The sequence below is a fragment of the Chryseobacterium sp. NRRL B-14798 genome (genome assembly GCF_050470705.1).
Classification (GTDB): Bacteria; Bacteroidota; Bacteroidia; order Flavobacteriales; family Weeksellaceae; genus Chryseobacterium; species Chryseobacterium cupriresistens.
Window position 1 is genome coordinate 4900380 of sequence record NZ_JBFLUL010000005.1, and the last position, 18844, is coordinate 4919223.

Below are 18844 nucleotides of genomic sequence, written 5' to 3' on the forward strand. Positions count from 1 at the left end.
TTATTATGAAAATTGGACTTTTTGGATTCGGAAAAGCAGGAAAAGCTGTAGCCTCAGTTATTCTTCAAAACAAAGATCATTCTCTGCAATGGATCTACAGAAAATCAAGCAGATCATCTGCTAGAGATGCCGCAGATTTTCTTGGGGTGGAAAGTGATGATCCCGGTCATTTTTATTCAGAGAAAAAAATGAGTGTGGAAGAATTACTGGAAGAGCATCCCGTAGATGCCATTATCGACTTTTCATCACAAGATGGAATTTATACTTACGGAGAATCTGCCGCACAAAAGAAAGTAAGAATCATATCCGCCATTTCACATTATTCAGATAAGGAAGTGCGTTTCCTGAATAAACTGGCTCAGAAAGCCACTGTATTCTGGTCACCTAATATTACTTTGGGTATTAATTATCTGCTTTATGCCGCTCAGTTCTTAAAAAAGATTGCTCCTTCTGTAGATATTGAAATAGTGGAAGAGCATTTTAAAGATAAACAGGGAATTTCAGGAACAGCTATCCGTATAGCAGATGTTCTGGATTTGAAAGATGAAAAGATAAATACGATCCGAGCCGGGGGAATTGTAGGAAAACATGAGGTTATTTTCGGTTTTCCATTCCAGACGGTAAGGCTTATTCACGAGTCTATTTCAAGAGATGCCTTTGGTAACGGAGCTTTATTTGCTGCCGAACATCTGATCAATAAAAAACCAGGCTTCTATAAATTTGAGGATTTATTACATCCTTATTTCAAAGTATAGAAGCCCGGCCTATTAACAATTTAACTTATTATTTATTCATAGACATCAGGAATTCTTCATTATTAAGAGTTCCTTTGATGTTTTTATCTACAAATTCCATCGCTTCTACAGGGTTCATCTCAGAAAGATACTTTCTAAGGATCCACATTCTCTGCGAAGTTACTTCATCAAGAAGAAGATCATCTCTACGGGTACTTGATGCTACAAGATCAATAGCAGGATAAATTCTTCTGTTGGCAATTTTTCTGTCCAGCTGAAGTTCCATGTTACCGGTACCTTTGAATTCTTCAAAGATTACTTCATCCATCTTGGATCCTGTATCAATCAATGCTGTTGCAATAATTGTCAGAGATCCTCCTCCTTCAATTTTTCTTGCAGCTCCGAAGAATCTTTTCGGCTTGTGAAGTGCATTGGCATCTACCCCACCGGAAAGTACTTTTCCAGATGCAGGGGTTACCGTGTTATATGCTCTTGCCAATCTGGTGATAGAATCCAGCAAGATGACTACATCATGTCCGCATTCCACCATTCTTTGCGCCTTCGCAAGAACAAGGTTAGCTACTTTTACATGTTTTTCAGCAGCTTCGTCAAATGTAGAAGCAATTACTTCTGCATTCACACTTCTTTCCATGTCAGTAACCTCCTCCGGACGTTCATCGATCAGAAGAACCATCATGTATACTTCCGGGTGGTTGGCTGCAATAGAATTAGCAATATCTTTAAGCAACATTGTCTTACCGGTTTTAGGCTGTGCAACGATCATTGCTCTCTGTCCCTTTCCGATAGGTGCAAATAAATCTACAATTCTTGTGGATACCGTAGAACCGCTTCCTGCAAGGTTGAATTTTTCTTCAGGGAAAAGCGGGGTAAGATATTCAAAAGCAACACGGTCTTTGATAAATGCAAGATCACGTCCGTTAACTTCTGTAGGTCTTAATAATGAAAAGTATTTCTCACCTTCTTTCGGAAGTCTTACAATACCTTTTACTGTATCTCCTGTTTTCAAACCGAAATTTCTGATCTGAGCGGTAGAAACATACACATCATCAGGAGAAGAGATATAGCTGAAATCTGAAGAACGTAAAAATCCGTAGTTATCCGGTAAAATTTCCAAAACCCCTTCAATGCTTACCAATCCATCGAAATTAAATTCTTTTTTATGGTCGTTCTGCTCCTCTGCCTTTTCAGAATGTCTGTTTTGATTCTGATTTTGGTTTTGGTGCTGCTGATGTTGCTGGTTTTGGTTTTTATGTTGGTTTCCACCGTTCTGTGGATGGTTGTGTCCTTTTTGAGGTCTGTTAGCCTGTGGTTGTTGGGGATTGTTAGGCTTTTCTTCAGCCTGAACAGGCTCTTGGGATTCTGTGTTTTTTGGAGTTTCAACTCTTTCCTGAGATACTTCTGCATTAGCTGCATTGGTAGAAACTCTTTTTCTTTTCTTTTTTGCCTGAGCGCTTGCTGCGGTTTCTTCTGTTACCGTGGCTGCTGCGGTTTCCACTTTGGGTTCTTCCGGTTTAATTTCTTCAGGAGCAGCTACCTTTTCTTCTACTATTTCCTCTGTTTTAGGTTCTACCGGAGCTTTTGCATTTGCTTTTGGCTTGGCTGCTGTTTTTTTAGGGGCAGCTTTTTTTGCCGGGGCTTTGGCAGGTTTTTCTGCTGGAGCCTCTTCAGTATTTATACTGGCGGTTTCGGTGGCGTTGAAATAATCTTTTGCGACTTTAGGGTTAGAAGCCTGAAAGTCAAGAATAGCAAAGATCTTGTCATTTTCATTGCTGTTTCTTGCAACTTTAACGCCCAAATCTTTTAAGATTTTAGTCAGTTCCGTTACGGATTTTGACCTTAACGTTTCTATGTTAAACATATTTAATGTAAAAATGTAATTAATTGTGAGTAAGAAAAGTAAGTCCGGTGACTTTTGTTTTCAAGTACATTGTATAATGCAAATCTACACTTATTTTTGAATTGTGCAAAATTTATATTATTTTTGCCAAGAATTTAATATTCAATGCTACAGAGAATACAAACCATATGGACCTTATTAGCAGTTTTAGCTGCGGTTTTCCTTTTTATAACAGGACAGGATGTTGTCATTTCAGACAGTATTCCTTTACTTAATATAAGCTGTATCGTACTTGTTATTACCGGAGCATTAAGTATTTTCAGTTTCAAAAACAGAAAAAGACAAATTTTGCTGAATATCATCAGCATCATTATAAACGCTTTGTTGATTGGTGTATTGGCGTACTGGTTACTAAACTTATCCGGAGGAATTCAAATTCCTGAGAAGGGTATTGAGCCGATTTTCCCATTGATTGCGGTCATCTGTCTGCTGATAGCAAACATTTACATCCGTAAAGATGAGAGGCTCGTAAAATCTGTAGACAGACTTCGATAGCCTTACAACGATTTTTTGAGTGAGAACAGCTTCTTTTAAGGAGCTGTTTTTTTTTATTGGTTATCCATTGTTAAATTAAATTATGTAAATTCATTGCAACTTTTTGATTAAAAACACGACAGATTATATAATTTAATAAAGACAATGAAAAAGCTTACGTATCTTACTTTATCACTATTCTCCATATTCACCTTCGCTCAGGAAATTTCCAAAGAAAGAGTAAAGACGGTTCTTTCCACTCTCGCTTCCGATGAAATGAAAGGCCGTGAAATCGGAACACAGGAAAATGAAAATGCAGCCAATTACATCGCTGCACTTTTCAAAGAAAATAATCTGGAATACTGTACCGGAAAATCTTATCTGGTACCTTTTGACTACGACGGAAAGACGGTATACAATGTTTGCGGAATCAAAAAAGGAAAATCCGATCAGTATCTGGGCTTCTCAGGACATTTTGACCATATCGGAACCAGTGATAAAAGCGGAGACAATATTTATAACGGAGCAGATGATGATGCCAGCGGAATCACGACTCTGGTAGGTATCGCCGATTATTTTAAAAACAAAAAACCGGAATTCTCTATGGTGTTCATGGCATTCAATGGAGAAGAGAAGGGAATGCTGGGTTCAAGAGCGATTTCCACTGATAAGAATCTGGATCATATTTATAATAAAATGACAGCTCTTTTTAATTTCGAAATGGTTGCTACGGAATCTCAGTGGGGAAAAAATGCATTATATATGACGGGAGACGGATTCTCTGACCTTGATGAACTTTTCAATCAAAATGCAGTAAACGGATTAAAAATTAATGCTGACCCTTATGCAAAACAGCAGCTGTTTTACCGTTCAGATAATGTAAGCTTTGTCAAAAAGAAAATCATTGCCCATTCATTTTCTACTGTTGATATGACCAAAGCGTCTCATTATCACCATGAAAATGATGACATCAACGTTGTCGATTTTGATAATATGACTCAGATCATCAATAATTTGGGAAAAACACTGGATAAACTGAGTCCTAAAAATTTTGCTCCTAAATACAATGATCAGGTGAAATTTTAAGTGAAATCATTATAAAAAACTGCTCTTTCAGCAGTTTTTTTTATTAAACAGCAACACCTTACGATTTCCTGTTCTTAAGCCAAGTTCAGGTTTATTTAAGCAAAAAAATAATGCTTAATAGTGCTGAGTTGTAACAAAAAGACACTTTTTGAAACTTATCCGGTAAAGTAAAACAGGATTAAGAACGTCTTATCTTTTAATTTTACGTAATTTTGCTATCCAATTTTTTCATTGAATGAACCAATATATTAAAATACTAAAGTTCGCAAGACCTCACCAAAAATACATCTACGGAAGTTTGTTTTTCAATCTTATGTATTCTGTATTTCAGATTGCTTCCTTAGGAACTATTCTACCTGTTTTGGGAATGCTTTTCGGAACCATTGAGGCTAAAAAATACAGCCATCCCCCTGTGTATTCGGGAGAAATTTTAGATTTTTTCTCCTACGCAAAAGAATATGCCAATTACTATGTTCAGAGTTTAGTAACCCAGTATGGAGCACTTAACGTTTTGGCGTGGCTTTGCGTGGTAACAGCGTTTATGTTTTTACTGAGAAACCTTTTCAGATATTTAGGTTCATTTTTATTGATCAATTACCGTGTAGGGGTTACTAAAGACCTTCGTGGAGCAATGTACAGAAAGATTCTTGCTTTACCTGTTTCCTTTTTTACAGAAAGCAGAAAGGGAGATCTGATGTCCCGTATGTCCAATGATGTGGGTGAAGTTGAAGGGAATATTTTAGGAAGTTTAGTTGAATTAATCAATGCACCTTTCATGCTGATCAGTACATTGGTGACTCTTTTCTTTTTAAGTACAGAAATGACTCTTTTCTCACTTCTGGTATTACCGGTAATGGGAACTATGATTGCTTTAATTGGAAAAAGTCTGAAAAAAGACTCCCACGAAGCGCAGAATGAAATGGGGAATATCTTCTCAATTGTAGACGAAACATTGAAATCTACAAAGGTTATTAAAATTTTTAGTGCAGAAAAAATAATGGACAACCGTTTTATGCAGTCTATGCAGAGATGGATTAACAGTTCTATAAGTCTGGGAAGAAAAAAAGAATTAGCATCTCCGATGAGCGAATTTTTAGGTTCAGTAACATTCTTAATTATTGCTTGGTATGGGGGAAAACAAATCATTGTAGAACAAAGTATTTCACCTGCAGATTTTTTGGTTTTCCTGGGTATTTTCTTCCAGATTTTACCTCCTGTGAAAAGTTTATCTCAATCTATTTCGAATGTTCAGAAGGGTGAAGCTTCTCTTGAAAGAGTTTTAGCTATTCTTGATGCTGATGTGAAAATTGACGAAGTACCCAATCCTGTTTCTATCTCAACATTAAAGCATTCTATCGAATTTAATAATATTGGTTTTTATTACGATAAAGATCATACGATTCTTAAAAACTTCTCCCTTTCTATTCCAAAAGGGAAAACGGTTGCTCTTGTTGGGCAAAGTGGAAGTGGTAAAACAACGATTGCCAATTTATTAGCAAGATTTTATGATGTTTCGGAAGGAGAAATTCTGATTGACGGAACAGATATCAAACATTTAAAACTACAGGAATACCGTAAGCTATTGGGAATGGTAACCCAGGAATCTGTATTATTCAATGATTCCGTTTACAATAATATTCTGATGGGTAAACCTGATGCCACCAGAGAAGAAGTGATTGCAGCCGCTAAAATTGCCAATGCAGATGCATTTATCACCACACTTCCTGAAGGATATGATTCCAATATCGGAGATGACGGAGGTAAACTTTCCGGAGGTCAGAAACAAAGGGTTTCTATTGCCAGAGCGGTATTGAAGAACCCACCGATCATGATTCTTGATGAAGCAACTTCAGCTTTGGATACAGAATCCGAAAGATTCGTACAGGATGCACTGGAGAAGATGATGGAAAACAGAACTTCTTTAGTGATTGCCCACCGTCTTTCAACCATTCAGAAAGCAGACTGGATTGTAGTGATGGAAAAAGGTGATATCGTAGAACAGGGAACCCACCACGACCTGATTGCAAAAAGAGGAATGTATCACAAACTTGTCGAACTTCAAAACTTCGACTAATCTTATAACTGAATTACAATGAATCCTATACAAGAGTATTTCTACAGAATCGAAGAGCCTGAAAGAAGTACTCTTTTATTTTTGCGTGATACGATCTTAGCTTCAGATCCGGAAAATATTACAGAAACATTCAGTTTCGGGCTTCCGTTTATCAAATACAAAAAGAAAATGCTGTGCTATTTCTATTACAGCAAAAAATACAAAAAGCACTACCTGAGTTTTTATCATGGTGACCGGCTTGATTATCCTGAATTGATCCAGGACGGCAGAAAGAAGTTTAAAATCCTTCTTATTGATACGGAGGAGGATATTCCCGTAGAATTCATATTAAACCTTGTACAGGAAGTTAAAAGACATATAAAATAAAAAACTCCGGCACGAATAATCGTGCCGGAGTCATCTTTAAAAACCTTTTATCATTGTGTGTTTATTCCGTTGAATTCTGCCTGCTTAATTGCCCAGGCAATCATATTCGCAAAGAGGATTGAATTCTGAACCTGCATTCCTCCTGTTGTATAGCCGTTTCCTGCGTATCCGTAAGAAGACTTCTGAACCGGGAAATACCCTCCTGAACTTGGGGCAACAAAAGGCTCAATGGTATTACTTGGATACTGGTTCCCGTTAGCATTTTCATTACTTAAAAAGCCACCGTCACCAAACCATATAAAGTTCAGGCTGGTATTTCTTAATCCTGAAATTCCTGTTCTGGCAGTGGTGCTGTTGATAGGCTGCGCATAGCTGTAAGGAACAAATCCGCTTGTCAACCCCGAAATATTTACTGTGGTAGAAGCATCTTCACCCCAGTTTTTCCCTCTTACATCTCCAAAAGGTCCGTTAAGGATGGGATCATCAGAATTAGTAAGAGCATACACTGAACCTGCACCGCCTCCATAAGATGCTGAAATGGTAGGATCAGAGAATATTCCTCTGAATAAATTCTGTGCAGTGCCCGTATCATCTGTCATCGCAATGACAACTCCTTTTTTATTAAGATAGGAAGCAATATAACCTGCATCTGTAGCATTAGGTGTATAGTTGTATCCAATGACAACAATATCCGGCTTATTATTAAGAGCCGTCTGAAGAGCTGCTGAAGAAGGTGAGTTCCCTAAAGAAGTATGTGTAAAACCTTCATACTTAACAATACTGGAAGCAGTGGTACCAAAGTTTGTTGGAGAATCCATCAGACTTCTTGACGGACCGGTATAGGCGCTATACCCGTAAGCTGTTTCTAATCCGATATGGAGAACCGTTTTTTTAGGAATGACAACCACTACATTCACAGAACATGTTGTAGATACCCCACCCTGGCTGTCGGAAGTAATGGTAATTGTTTTCACCGATGTAGAAGTTGGAGTTCCTGTTCCGCTTAATGTAATATTCTGATTTCCCGTAGAAGTAAATGTGCCTGATCCGCTGAAAGAAATTCCGTCAACAGTATTAGTGGAAACAGTATAACTTCCCAATGTTGAAACATTTACAGGTAAGGTAATTGTATTCGAAGCAGTAAGAGCAGTTCCCACCTTGTATACTCCATTTACCGTTGCAGTTCCACAGCTCATGGTATAGGTACCTGCAGGACTCAGAACAGCAATCGAAATCGCAGGGGTACAAGTTACTTCAGTTCCGTTGGCCTCAAGAGCAACATTATCTGTCTGAATATTCTGAGGAGTTCCCTGTCCCGGAATTTGTATTGTTTGTGTTCCGGTGTTTAGAAATACTCCGGTTCCATAAAAATTATATCCGTTTGTGGTTGTTCCGGAAATGGTATAATTACCGGGTTTAGTCACATTCACGGCAATCTTCAGGTAATTGGAATTGGTAAGTTCTTTCCCTTTTACATAGCTTCCCATTGCTTTGGAAGCGGAACAGTCTATGGTAAAAACAGATTTACCTAGCTGTCCGCACACACTTTTCCATTCTTTATCCACAAAACTCCAGTAATTGAAACAGTCTTCTGTGGTGTTGTAAATCGTCAAGCCATCATCATTGGATTGATTGATTACAATTGCGTTTCGCTGCGCTTCTGTTAACCTTGGAATAAGTACTCCTTTGTTGTTATTTCCTGAAATAACATCCAAAACGGAATTAGAGTTCGGCGTAGTAGTATTAATCCCTACTGCACCATTGTTGGTTTGAGAAAAAGATCTTCCAAAAACAAAGAGCATTGCTATGAGCAGGACTTTGATTGGGGGCATTGTAAATTTTGTTTCCATCATTGTATAAGTTATAATTGTTTGATAATAATAATCCGGGCATTTAACTTCCACAAAATTATCAACCACAGACGATTACAAAATAATTCCTTGCTACGCAATACTACTCACGCGTAGTAAAACTCACAAATGCCAATGACTTATCCTGATAAAAAATACAAATAAAAAGTTGAGCTTTTTAACAAAACCCAACCATACATTCAAATATCAAAAGCAAAACAACTTAAAAGAACCATAACAACTTATTTATCATAAAAAATAAAATCATTAGGTTTAAAAAATCATTAGGTTTAAAAAACGCAATATCAGTCATCATTTAAAATTCTTTTCCATTTCGCAATGGTATTTCGGCTTATCTTAAAATGATCACTCACCTGAAGATTAGTCAGTTCATTTCTTTTCTGATAACTGAGAATTTTCAGAATTGATTCCTTATCATAAGAACGGAGCCTCTGGTTTTTACGTTCCATAGTATATTCTGTTTCTCCAAAAATCAGTTGATTAAATTTCAGAATATCAAAAGCTGAATGTAATGTTTCCAGCTTAAGCCTGATGGCGGTATCTGATAATTTCTCGGGAAATTTTTCTTCAAGAATGTCGGTATAAATCTGCTTATAATCTGGCATCATCTTATATCTTTTTCATCCATTTATATAAAGTGGTCTTGGGTATTTTATATCTTTCAACCACATCATTGGCCGTCATTTTCCCTGTCTTTATTTTATCAAGAATAAAATCCTTAACCTCCTGCGTATAAATGCTTTTTCTGAAAACCATGGTATTTTCCTTTTGAGTAAAGACATTATCAATTCTCGCCTGGGGAGCATATAAAATGAGATGTCCGGTATAAAACCGGAAGAAATCGAATTTTAAAAGTTTACACCATTTCAGAAGAACATCAGTATCCATACTTTTTGTATGATACATGCTCTCCACTTCATCTTCCGTACTGTTTAAAAACCGGGAAATTCTTTCTATTGAAATCTGATACTCTTCCACTTTGGATCGGATCAGGCTTCCAATATGAATGTTCTTAATATTCATCACAATGTTTTTAAGTAAAAATATTGACAAGAAAATCAAAAAACACCATCAGAACCTACTCAAGATTACGTATGAGTAACAAAAATCGGAATTCTGTTTAAATTTTTATCAAAAAGCTGTTGATATTGATCTCTGAGGGAATATTCAGTTTTTTCCGGATCCTGTATTTTTTACTTTCTACAGCCCGGATACTGTTATTGGTACACTGTGCTATTTTTTTGGTATCAAAATCCAGCTTCATCAGTGCACAGAAATAGAGCTCAGAATGGATCAGATTAGGATTTATTTGTAAAATATCCGGAATAAAATGAGGAAAAAATACCTGAAATTTCTCAAAAAACATGGGTGAATTGCTTTCCGCTAAATTCAGTATTTCCTGAGTATTTTCCTCTGAAAGATGGTTAATCAACATCTGGTGTTTCATCAATTCCGAATTCGTTTTGACCAGATCCTTGATGGTGGAATCCTTGGCTTTTTTATCGGAAATTAAGCCATGAATCAATGCGTCTTTCTGTGTAATAAATACGATATCCATTAAAAAGGAAGCAACGGAGAATAAAATATTCAGCAGTTTGATTGTTTTAAAATCTTCTTTTTCTATGAATCGGCTCTTTGGCAGGAAATCAAAATCAAAATACAGACATGCAATGAAATTGATACTGATGATGAATGTAATAAAAAAGATCGTAAGGGAGTCCTGTTTGTATTTCAGAAAGAACGGAACAGCAAACAGAAGACAAAAGTAAAAGTATTCTACACCTGCGTTTTTGTAAGTATAAATATGAAAAAAGCTTACTATAAATGTGAGTAAAACAAATATACCGATAATGAAAGGCTTTAAAACCTTTTTGAACCGTTTCGTTTTTCCTTTGATAGCCATGAGGAACAGCCAGAAGAAGGTAATAACGGTAAGAAATATGGAGATCAGCATATCCCCAAAAAAAGTAATAATAAAAATGGAGTAAAACAGGAATATGAAAAACAGTAAAAGCAAATACCGGTTAATAAGATGAAGATAACTACTTTCAAAATCATCATCCATCTTCTCAGTTTCGTCGTTAATCATCTTAAAGAAAAACTTATAAATCATCTTGTTGTTTTTTTGTGCTCTCACAAGCTTAAGTTGGCATTTGTACTCCTGAAAGTATAAATTTTCCAATATTAACAGCCTTTCATGCAAAATAGAAATCTACAAAACGAAATGTATTAGTCTTTTTCAGCATTAAAAGGAGATGATTAAGGTGTTTTTATAGCTACAATTTACTAAAATTAGATGTTAAAATTATCAAATGAAATGCCATTTTTGACAATAAATTAACAATCATTTACCTTGAATCACTTAAAAAAGCATGGGCCTGTGTTTTTAAGCAGGCAAAATTATCAATCCCAACGGAAAGGTATTAGTCTTCCGATACGCAATAATACTCATGCGTAATTAAACTCAAATAACAAAATATACCCTTCATACCCCAAATAAAAAAGAGAACTTTAAAAGCTCTCTTTTGGTTTTTTATCTACGATAAGAATTTTAGTTTTCTTTCAGTTTGGCAATCACATCCAAACCACCTTTTGTAATATCTCCGATCTTACATATAATCTCAGTATCCAAAGGCAGGAATACATCCATTCTGGAACCGAATTTAATAAATCCGAACTCATGCCCGGCTTTGGCTTTATCTCCTTCATTACAGTAGAATACAATTCTTCTTGCTACATATCCCGCAATCTGTCTGAAGACTACTTTGTGATTGGTCATCGTCTGAACTGCTACGGTAGTTCTTTCATTCTCTGTAGAAGATTTTTCATGCCATGCTACCAGATACTTTCCCGGGTGGTATTTTTTGTAAATCACTTCTCCTGAAACCGGATATCTGCAGATGTGAACATTCAGAGGAGACATAAAAATAGAAACCTGGATTGCTTTACCTTTTATAAATTCATCCTCTTCCACTTCTTTGATCATAACCACTTTTCCGTCCACCGGAGCGATCACATTTTCTCTGTGGTCAAGAATATTACGGTCCGGAACTCTGAAAAACCAGAATACTAAACTGTAAATAACCAGCAAAGGCATAATGATCAGCAGGGACCATATTTCAAGGAAATAAATTGCTAAAGCGCCCAGAATGATAAAAAGTATGGTCGCAACGGTAATCGTTCCTTTTGATTCTCTATGTAATTTCATGAGATTAAATAAATTTTTCTAAAATAAAGTACAAATATACGACAGGAACGCAGATAATAAAACTATCCAGCCTGTCTAAAACTCCTCCATGTCCCGGAATGATGTTTCCACTATCCTTTACACCGAAGTTTCTCTTCAATTGACTTTCTACCAGGTCTCCTAATGGCGCAAAGGCTGCCACCAGAAATCCTACGATCATCCAGTTTCCTCTCAGCTCGGGCTGATAGTGTTCAATAAAATAAGACAACACCAATGTTAAAACAACACCTCCGGCATAACCTTCCCATGTTTTTTTAGGCGAAATCTTAGGAGCCATTTTATGTTTTCCAAAGAATTTTCCTACCAGATAGGCAAAAGTATCACTACTCCAGATAAGGATAAACAGGAAAAGAACTTCCAGAGAGAAGTTTTCATTATAACTGGAGAATTTGGGCAGTCCTAATGCAAAACTGAACGGGAGAGCCACATAAATAACGGTAAAAATAAGTTTTCCGCTGTCAAAGTATAATTCGTTAGGATATTTGAATAAGGTTACTACAGCTATTCCAATCAAGGCGAGTGCTAATATTTCACTAAGTCTGAAATCAAAAAAGAAATCGTGATTAAAATACCTTTTGGAAAACATGTAGAAAATAAAAATGACCAATGGATATACGACCCATTTTTCATAGCCGTTTCCAAACTTCATAATTTTAACACATTCCCAGGTTCCTACAATCAGCAGAAGACTCATTAAACCGTGATACAGATACTGCTGTTTGGCAAGACCAGGTGCAATACTGTTCAGCAGCTGCGCTCCCAACGGAGTAGAACAAAGAATAATGATTGCTACATAAACGATACCTGATACGGTTCTTTGAATGAGATTTTTGTCCAAAATTTAAAATTTAGAAGTGGTTGCTTAATCTTCAAGCAGCAATAAAAACAGTTTTGTATTGGAATTGGAAGAACTATCCATTTTCGATTGGCTTCCGCTGATGGAAGTAAGGTTCTTGATATTTCCGTTTCTTTTTATTTTACCCATGGCATCATTCAGGTTGTTTACAATCTGAGAAACATTGGCAATGATGATAATTTTATCAGGAAGCCTTGAAGAATGATAATGCAGGATATTATTATGCGAAAGCATGATTCTGCCGTCATAGGCAATGAGATATTCACAGGTGATGAATGCGGCGTCATTAGATGGCTGTAATTCTGACGTATATGAAGACTTCACAACGTTCAAAAAGTTCTGAAGTTCTTTATCCCAGCAGAAAAGGTTGTGAACACCTTCTATTTTAATAATTTGATTTAAAGTTTGTAGAGCTTCCGCTTCATCTGCACAATAATTAAAAAATCCTCCCGAATGCGTAAATAATTGCGCAAACTTATAGTCAAGATCCGCATTTTTCAGCGAATCCCCAAGTTTCTCCAGGCTCTGTTTGTCCTCTTCTTCAGGCTGGTTGGTAAGTTTGCTTACAATCCTCTTGAATAAATTCAACTTAATCTATTTTTAGTCAACTTTATACAAAAATAGAAAATAAATTACAATAGTGTCCAAAATATCTCCTTAAATATGAAAAAACCTGACAATTTTGCGATTATCAGGTTTTTATTAATTCTATTTTTTAAGAATCTTAAAGCTGTGTCGGGCTTTCGGGAGCCTGTATTTCGCTTTCTTCTTCTTTCTCTTTGATCTGAGGTGTTTCCTCTACAATGGGCTGATCTTTTTCAGGAATAGTATTGGTTACAGGTTTCTCTGTCAATTCAGGATCCCATGCTCTTTTTCCGAAAATCTCTTCAAGGTCTTCACGGAAGATCACTTCTTTTTCAAGCAATTTACTTGCTAAAGCGTCAAGCTTATCTTTATTCTCGTCAAGAATTCTTACCGCTCTCTCATATTGATTTTCGATGATTGATTTGATCTCTGCATCAATTTTTGTAGCGGTTTCTTCAGAATAAGGCTTTCCGAAATTGTATTCAGACTGGCCTGAGCTGTCATAGTAAGAAATATTACCGATATTCGGGCTTAATCCGTAGATTGTAACCATTGCCTGAGCTCTCTTTGTTACGGTTTCCAGATCAGAAAGTGCTCCTGTAGAAATATTATTGAAGATCACCTGCTCTGCTGCTCTACCTCCCAATGTTGCACACATTTCGTCCAGCATCTGTTCAGTAGTGGTAAGCTGTCTTTCTTCAGGAAGGTACCATGCTGCTCCCAGTGAACGTCCTCTAGGAACGATCGTCACTTTTAAAAGTGGAGATGCGTGTTCTACCAACCATGAGATCGTAGCGTGTCCTGCTTCATGGTAAGCAACTCTTCTTTTTTCAGAAGGTTTGATTGCCTTATTTTTCTTTTCAAGACCGCCGATGATTCTGTCTACAGCATCAAGGAAATCCTGTTTTGTTACTGAAGTATGATTATTTCTTGCTGCGATAAGTGCTGCTTCGTTACAAACGTTGGCAATATCTGCCCCACTGAAACCAGGGGTTTGTTTGGCAAGAAACTCTCTGTCTACATTATCATCAAGTTTGATCTTTTTCAAGTGAACATCAAAGATCTGTCTTCTTTCGTGAAGTTCCGGAAGGTCTACATAGATAGAACGGTCAAAACGTCCTGCTCTCATCAAAGCTTTATCAAGGATATCCGCTCTGTTGGTTGCTGCCATTACGATAACGTTGGTATCTGTTCCGAAACCATCCATTTCAGTAAGAAGCTGGTTCAAGGTATTTTCTCTTTCGTCGTTTCCGCCGGAGAAATTATTTTTCCCTCTGGCACGTCCGATAGCATCAATCTCATCAATGAAGATAATGGCCGGAGATTTTGCTTTAGCCTGAGCAAAAAGGTCTCTTACTCTGGAAGCTCCTACTCCCACAAACATTTCAACGAAATCGGAACCTGAAAGTGAGAAAAACGGAACTTTAGCTTCCCCTGCAACCGCTTTTGCCAATAAGGTTTTACCGGTTCCCGGAGGTCCTACCAAAAGGACACCTTTAGGAATTTTACCGCCCAGTTTTGTATATTTTTCAGAGTTTTTCAAGAAATCCACAACTTCCTGAACTTCTTCTTTTGCTCCTTCCAATCCTGCAACATCCTTGAATGTTACCTGAATTCTTTCTTTTTCGTCGAAAAGCTTCGCTTTGGATTTTCCGATAGAGAAAATTTGTCCGCCAGGACCTCCGCCTCCACCCATCTTTCTGAAAAGAAGGAAGTAGAATAATCCTAAAATTGAAATCCAAACCAGCGCAGGGATTAAGATATCCATTAATGCGCTCTTCCCTGTACCGTAATCTTTGGTTGTTTTAATAACCGGATTGCTGGCTTTGACCTGTTCAAATTTCTGAAGGAAAAGTTGAAGATCTCCGTATTTCACAGAAAAATCTGCTTTTGGAGCCATTTCGAAGGCAGAAAGGGGGTTGTTTTCTTTTCCGGCTTTGGAAACCATTGCCGATTTTGCTTCTTTTGTTAGGAAAACATCAGCTTTCTCTATGTCTTTGTATATAATTATATTCTGGACTTTGCCCGCCTGCATTTCTCTAAAGAAACCATCTTCATCAATAGATTTTGCTGCATCACCTCCAAGGAAGTTGGAGCCAAAGAATAGCAAAAGAGCTACGATTGCAATAGGAAAGAACCAGTTGAATCCTTTATTATTCATTTAGACTTTTTAAAATTTTTATTATTCATTTTCAATTCTGGTAATGACTGCGTCACCCCAAAGCTCTTCTATATCGTAGTACTCACGTACCTGTTTCTGGAATATATGCACCACCACTGAAACGTAATCCACCAATACCCACATCGCATTCTCAGTACCTTCTACGTGCCAAGGTCTGTCCTGCAGTTCGTTTCTTACTTTCTTCTCTACACTTCCTGCCAATGCAGCTACCTGTGTATTTGAGTTTCCACTACATATCACGAACGTTTCTGCTACAGAGTTTTCGATGTTTGAAAGATCGAAGATCATAATGTCTTCTCCTTTTACATCCTGGATAGCTTCAACGATTTTATCTATTAACGCTTGTTTTTCTGCTGTTTTATTCATTAAAAAAATACTATAATCTGCAAATTTATTGTTTTTTCTTTACTTTAACCTTACTTTTACCCTCTTAATCTCTTAAAGTTTTCTTAAATGAGCCAACTCTTTTACCTGAAAGAATGTTCTTCTACTAATGACGAAATATCAAAGTTTTTACTTTACGGAGATTCAAATTTTATAGGGCTTCATACTTTTAATCAAACTAAAGGCCGTGGTCAGTATGGAAATATCTGGACTCAGACCGCCGGAAAAAATCTGGCTTATACGCTGGCAGTGAATACTCAGAACATCCTGTGCTCCGACTTTATGTTCAATTATTATACCGCAATGGTGATCCGGGATTTCCTTGCCAAATTGTCTGACTCTGAGGTAAAAATCAAATGGCCGAATGATATTATCCTTAAAGGTAAAAAAATCGTTGGAATTTTAATAGAAAAGAAAAAAATTAATCAAAATAATTATTTCATCATAGGAGCCGGAATCAACATTCTGCAGGAAAATTTTGATGAAATATCCAATGCAGGGTCACTTCTGACGCAGACGGGGATGCAATTTGACCTGGAAGAACTTGCCTTAAACCTTCATGAATATTTGTGTGAAAAGCTTAAAAACATACCTTCAGATCAGGAAATCCTGGATGGATTTAATAAAAACCTTTTCAGAAAAGATCAGATATCGGTCTTTGAAATTGAAAAAGCGCGACAAAATGGCATTATCCGGCGTGCAGACGAAAAGGGTGAACTATGGATCGAACTGGAAGACGGAATGCATTCCTTTTATCACAAAGAAGTAAAATTACTTTACTGATTGGCTCTCTTGATATACAAATAAAGGGTAAGCGGCAAAAACACCATATTAGGCAGCCACATGGCTACAGCTGGAGACAAACTTTTATTTTCCGAAACCACTTTTAAGGCTTCGAATGAAAACACGAAAATGAAGGCCAATGAAATACCGATGGCTAGATTGACTCCTAATCCTCCTCTTTTCTTCTGTGATGACAGGGAAAGCGCCAGAAATGTCAGAATAATAATTGAAACAGGCATGGAAGTTCTCTGGTGAAGTTCATTCAGGTAAGAGTTCAGGTTGCTGTTTCCTCTTTCTTTTTCCCTTTCAATAAATTTCAAAAGTTCCGGAGTGGTTTTATTTTGTCCCAAAAGCTCATTCGGGAAAAGTTCTTCCGGAGAATGCCCGTAATTTTTCCTTAATTCTATTCCGTTACCGAGTTTTTCGGTATTGTCTTTATTGATTGTTTTTTCCAGATAGTTATTTAAAACAAACTGTTTTTTAGCTTTATCCCAATACACTTCACTTGCCTTCAGCTCATAGGTCATTTTTCTGTCTTTATCATATTTCTGATAGACAAAACTTGACCCTCTTTTTTCTCTTTTATTCCATGAATCGACAAAGATATACTCCGTTTTACTCAGCTGTGAAGAAGCAGGTGCTGTTCCTAAAATCTTTTCTTTATTGGCTGCATTATACGTATACGCTTCCAGTTCATTTTTCTTGATATTGGCCCATGGCAGCACCATATGGTACACCACAAGGGCGATCAATCCAATAAAAATGGAAGTAACCAGATAAGGTTTGGAAAACCTGTGGAAACTGGCTCCACTACTGATAATAGCAACAATTTCAGTATTATTTGCCATCCTGGAGGTAAAATAAATTACCGATATAAATACCAGAATGGAAAGGAAAGTCACCACAAGATTGATGATCCAGAAAGGATAAAAATGGATAAGGAAATAGGTCAGATCCAATTTCGGATCAATGGCCTTGGCATTTTCTATCCTTGGAATCTTCTGCTGAACATCGATTACCAATACGACTATAGACAATAATACCAACATGAAACTGAAAGTCCCAAGGTATTTTTTAATGATATATCTGTCTACAATTTTAAGCATATTCTCTTACAGTCTTTGTCTAAGAACCGGTACTACAGCGTTTTTCCATTCATAGAAATCACCTGCAATAATATGTTCTCGGGCTACTTTTACCAAATCAAGATAGAATGCAAGGTTATGAATCGAAGCAATCTGTTTTGCCAGATATTCTTTAGATACAAACAGGTGGCGAAGATACGCTTTTGAATATTCACGATCTACAAAACTGGTTCCAAATTCATCCAAAGGCGAAAAATCGCGTTTCCATTTTTCATTTTTAAGGTTCATTACCCCTTGCCATGTGAAAAGCATTGCATTTCTTGCATTTCTCGTTGGCATCACACAATCCATCATATCAATTCCCAGCCCGATTGATTCAAGGATATTCCACGGAGTTCCTACTCCCATCAGGTATCTTGGTTTCTCTTTTGGAAGGATATCTGTCACTTCGTCAGTGATTCTGTACATTTCTTCTTCAGGCTCTCCTACCGAAAGTCCTCCGATCGCGTTCCCTTCTGCCCCTGCTTCGGAAATCACTTCTGCAGAGATTTTTCTAAGATCAGAATAGGTAGATCCCTGAACAATCGGGAAAAGCCTTTGCTTATGTCCGTATAATTCAGGATTATCATTCGTCCAGTCAATACATCTTTTCAGCCAGCGGTGGGTAAGCTCCATCGATGATTTTGCCTGATTATAATCGCAAGGGTAAGGTGTACATTCATCAAAAGCCATGAAAATATCGGCTCCGATCTGTCTTTGAATTTCCATTGATCTTTCCGGAGAGAACATGTGGTAACTTCCGTCGATGTGAGATTTGAATCTCGCACCTTCTTCTGTCATCTTTCTGTTGCTTGCCAATGAAAATACCTGAAAACCTCCAGAATCAGTAAGGATAGGAAGATCCCAGTTCATGAATTTGTGCAAACCACCTGCATCCTGCATCGTTTCCATGCCCGGACGAAGGTAAAGGTGATAAGTATTTCCCAGAATAATCTGAGCTTTAATGTCTTCTTTTAATTCTCTCTGATGAACTGTTTTCACACTTGCTACAGTTCCCACAGGCATAAAAATAGGAGTTTGAATCTTCCCGTGATCTGTGGTAATTTCCCCTGCTCTTGCTTTTCCTTCAGAGGTCTTTTCTATATTAAAAAATTTCATCTCTATACTTGTTTAGACACTGTTTTACCAGTGATTTTTTG

Annotated in this window: 18 protein-coding genes; 6 read left to right on the forward strand and 12 right to left on the reverse strand. The window is 37.1% G+C overall.

Translation table 11 applies throughout. The annotated features are described in order from the left end of the window. Positions 1-5 precede the first annotated feature (5 nt). A complete protein-coding gene (locus AB1278_RS22475; protein ID WP_110008391.1) occupies positions 6-755 on the forward strand; it encodes a 4-hydroxy-tetrahydrodipicolinate reductase in 750 nt (249 codons plus the stop codon). Between the two features lie 28 nt (positions 756-783). Here AB1278_RS22475 and rho read toward each other — a convergent pair whose 3' ends face one another. Beyond that, entirely contained in the window at positions 784-2613 is a 1830-nt protein-coding gene (gene rho / locus AB1278_RS22480) for a transcription termination factor Rho (protein WP_110008390.1), read from the reverse strand. 144 nt (positions 2614-2757) lie between these two features. On the opposite strand from rho, the gene AB1278_RS22485 reads away from it, so the two are divergent. The 4 genes from AB1278_RS22485 (at position 2758) to AB1278_RS22500 (ending at position 6652) form a co-directional block, all read left to right on the forward strand. Further along, on the forward strand, positions 2758-3147 hold the full coding sequence (locus AB1278_RS22485; protein ID WP_429817115.1) for a DUF4293 family protein: 390 nt from the start codon (positions 2758-2760) through the stop codon (positions 3145-3147). Between the two features lie 144 nt (positions 3148-3291). Beyond that, the gene (locus tag AB1278_RS22490; protein WP_429817118.1) at positions 3292-4212 is read left to right on the forward strand and encodes a M28 family peptidase; all 921 of its coding nucleotides are present in this window, start codon (positions 3292-3294) and stop codon (positions 4210-4212) included. Positions 4213-4447: 235 nt separating this feature from the next. Beyond that, positions 4448-6286 (forward strand): ABC transporter ATP-binding protein, encoded by a 1839-nt coding sequence (locus tag AB1278_RS22495; protein ID WP_202841765.1) that lies wholly within the window; start codon positions 4448-4450, stop codon positions 6284-6286. Positions 6287-6304: 18 nt separating this feature from the next. Next, the gene (locus AB1278_RS22500) at positions 6305-6652 is read left to right on the forward strand and encodes a DUF1801 domain-containing protein (protein WP_137904420.1); all 348 of its coding nucleotides are present in this window, start codon (positions 6305-6307) and stop codon (positions 6650-6652) included. Positions 6653-6702: 50 nt separating this feature from the next. Here the strand turns inward: AB1278_RS22500 and AB1278_RS22505 are convergent, their stop codons facing one another. The 9 genes from AB1278_RS22505 to rsfS all read right to left on the reverse strand — a co-directional run bounded on the left by AB1278_RS22505 (position 6703) and on the right by rsfS (position 15759). Further along, positions 6703-8484, reverse strand: coding sequence for a hypothetical protein (locus AB1278_RS22505; protein WP_411414196.1), 1782 nt, complete (start codon positions 8482-8484; stop codon positions 6703-6705). A 323-nt stretch (positions 8485-8807) separates the two neighbouring features. Continuing rightward, a complete protein-coding gene (locus tag AB1278_RS22510; RefSeq protein WP_343639772.1) occupies positions 8808-9131 on the reverse strand; it encodes a helix-turn-helix domain-containing protein in 324 nt (107 codons plus the stop codon). A gap of 1 nt (position 9132) precedes the next feature. Next, entirely contained in the window at positions 9133-9546 is a 414-nt protein-coding gene (locus AB1278_RS22515) for a transposase (RefSeq protein ID WP_411414195.1), read from the reverse strand. A gap of 97 nt (positions 9547-9643) precedes the next feature. Further along, the gene (locus AB1278_RS22520) at positions 9644-10636 is read right to left on the reverse strand and encodes a helix-turn-helix transcriptional regulator (RefSeq protein WP_429817122.1); all 993 of its coding nucleotides are present in this window, start codon (positions 10634-10636) and stop codon (positions 9644-9646) included. Between the two features lie 438 nt (positions 10637-11074). Next, positions 11075-11731, reverse strand: coding sequence for a phosphatidylserine decarboxylase family protein (locus AB1278_RS22525; RefSeq protein WP_202841772.1), 657 nt, complete (start codon positions 11729-11731; stop codon positions 11075-11077). A 4-nt stretch (positions 11732-11735) separates the two neighbouring features. Beyond that, positions 11736-12608 carry a phosphatidate cytidylyltransferase gene (locus AB1278_RS22530; protein WP_110008380.1) on the reverse strand — a complete coding sequence of 291 codons (873 nt, stop codon included), beginning with the start codon at positions 12606-12608 and terminating at the stop codon, positions 11736-11738. A gap of 24 nt (positions 12609-12632) precedes the next feature. Beyond that, the gene (locus AB1278_RS22535; RefSeq protein WP_110008379.1) at positions 12633-13214 is read right to left on the reverse strand and encodes an LUD domain-containing protein; all 582 of its coding nucleotides are present in this window, start codon (positions 13212-13214) and stop codon (positions 12633-12635) included. Between the two features lie 136 nt (positions 13215-13350). Then, positions 13351-15372: an ATP-dependent zinc metalloprotease FtsH gene (ftsH, locus tag AB1278_RS22540; protein WP_120232489.1), complete on the reverse strand. Its 2022-nt coding sequence runs from the start codon at positions 15370-15372 to the stop codon at positions 13351-13353. A gap of 21 nt (positions 15373-15393) precedes the next feature. Beyond that, complete coding sequence (gene rsfS, locus AB1278_RS22545; RefSeq protein WP_047097448.1) at positions 15394-15759, reverse strand: ribosome silencing factor; 366 nt, start codon at positions 15757-15759, stop codon at positions 15394-15396. Positions 15760-15846: 87 nt separating this feature from the next. On the opposite strand from rsfS, the gene AB1278_RS22550 reads away from it, so the two are divergent. Continuing rightward, on the forward strand, positions 15847-16560 hold the full coding sequence (locus AB1278_RS22550; RefSeq protein WP_137904422.1) for a biotin--[acetyl-CoA-carboxylase] ligase: 714 nt from the start codon (positions 15847-15849) through the stop codon (positions 16558-16560). Here the strand turns inward: AB1278_RS22550 and AB1278_RS22555 are convergent. Continuing rightward, complete coding sequence (locus tag AB1278_RS22555; protein WP_034691587.1) at positions 16554-17666, reverse strand: LptF/LptG family permease; 1113 nt, start codon at positions 17664-17666, stop codon at positions 16554-16556. The genes AB1278_RS22550 and AB1278_RS22555 overlap by 7 nt on opposite strands. A gap of 6 nt (positions 17667-17672) precedes the next feature. Beyond that, complete coding sequence (gene tgt / locus AB1278_RS22560) at positions 17673-18803, reverse strand: tRNA guanosine(34) transglycosylase Tgt (protein ID WP_202841775.1); 1131 nt, start codon at positions 18801-18803, stop codon at positions 17673-17675. Positions 18804-18844 lie beyond the last annotated feature (41 nt).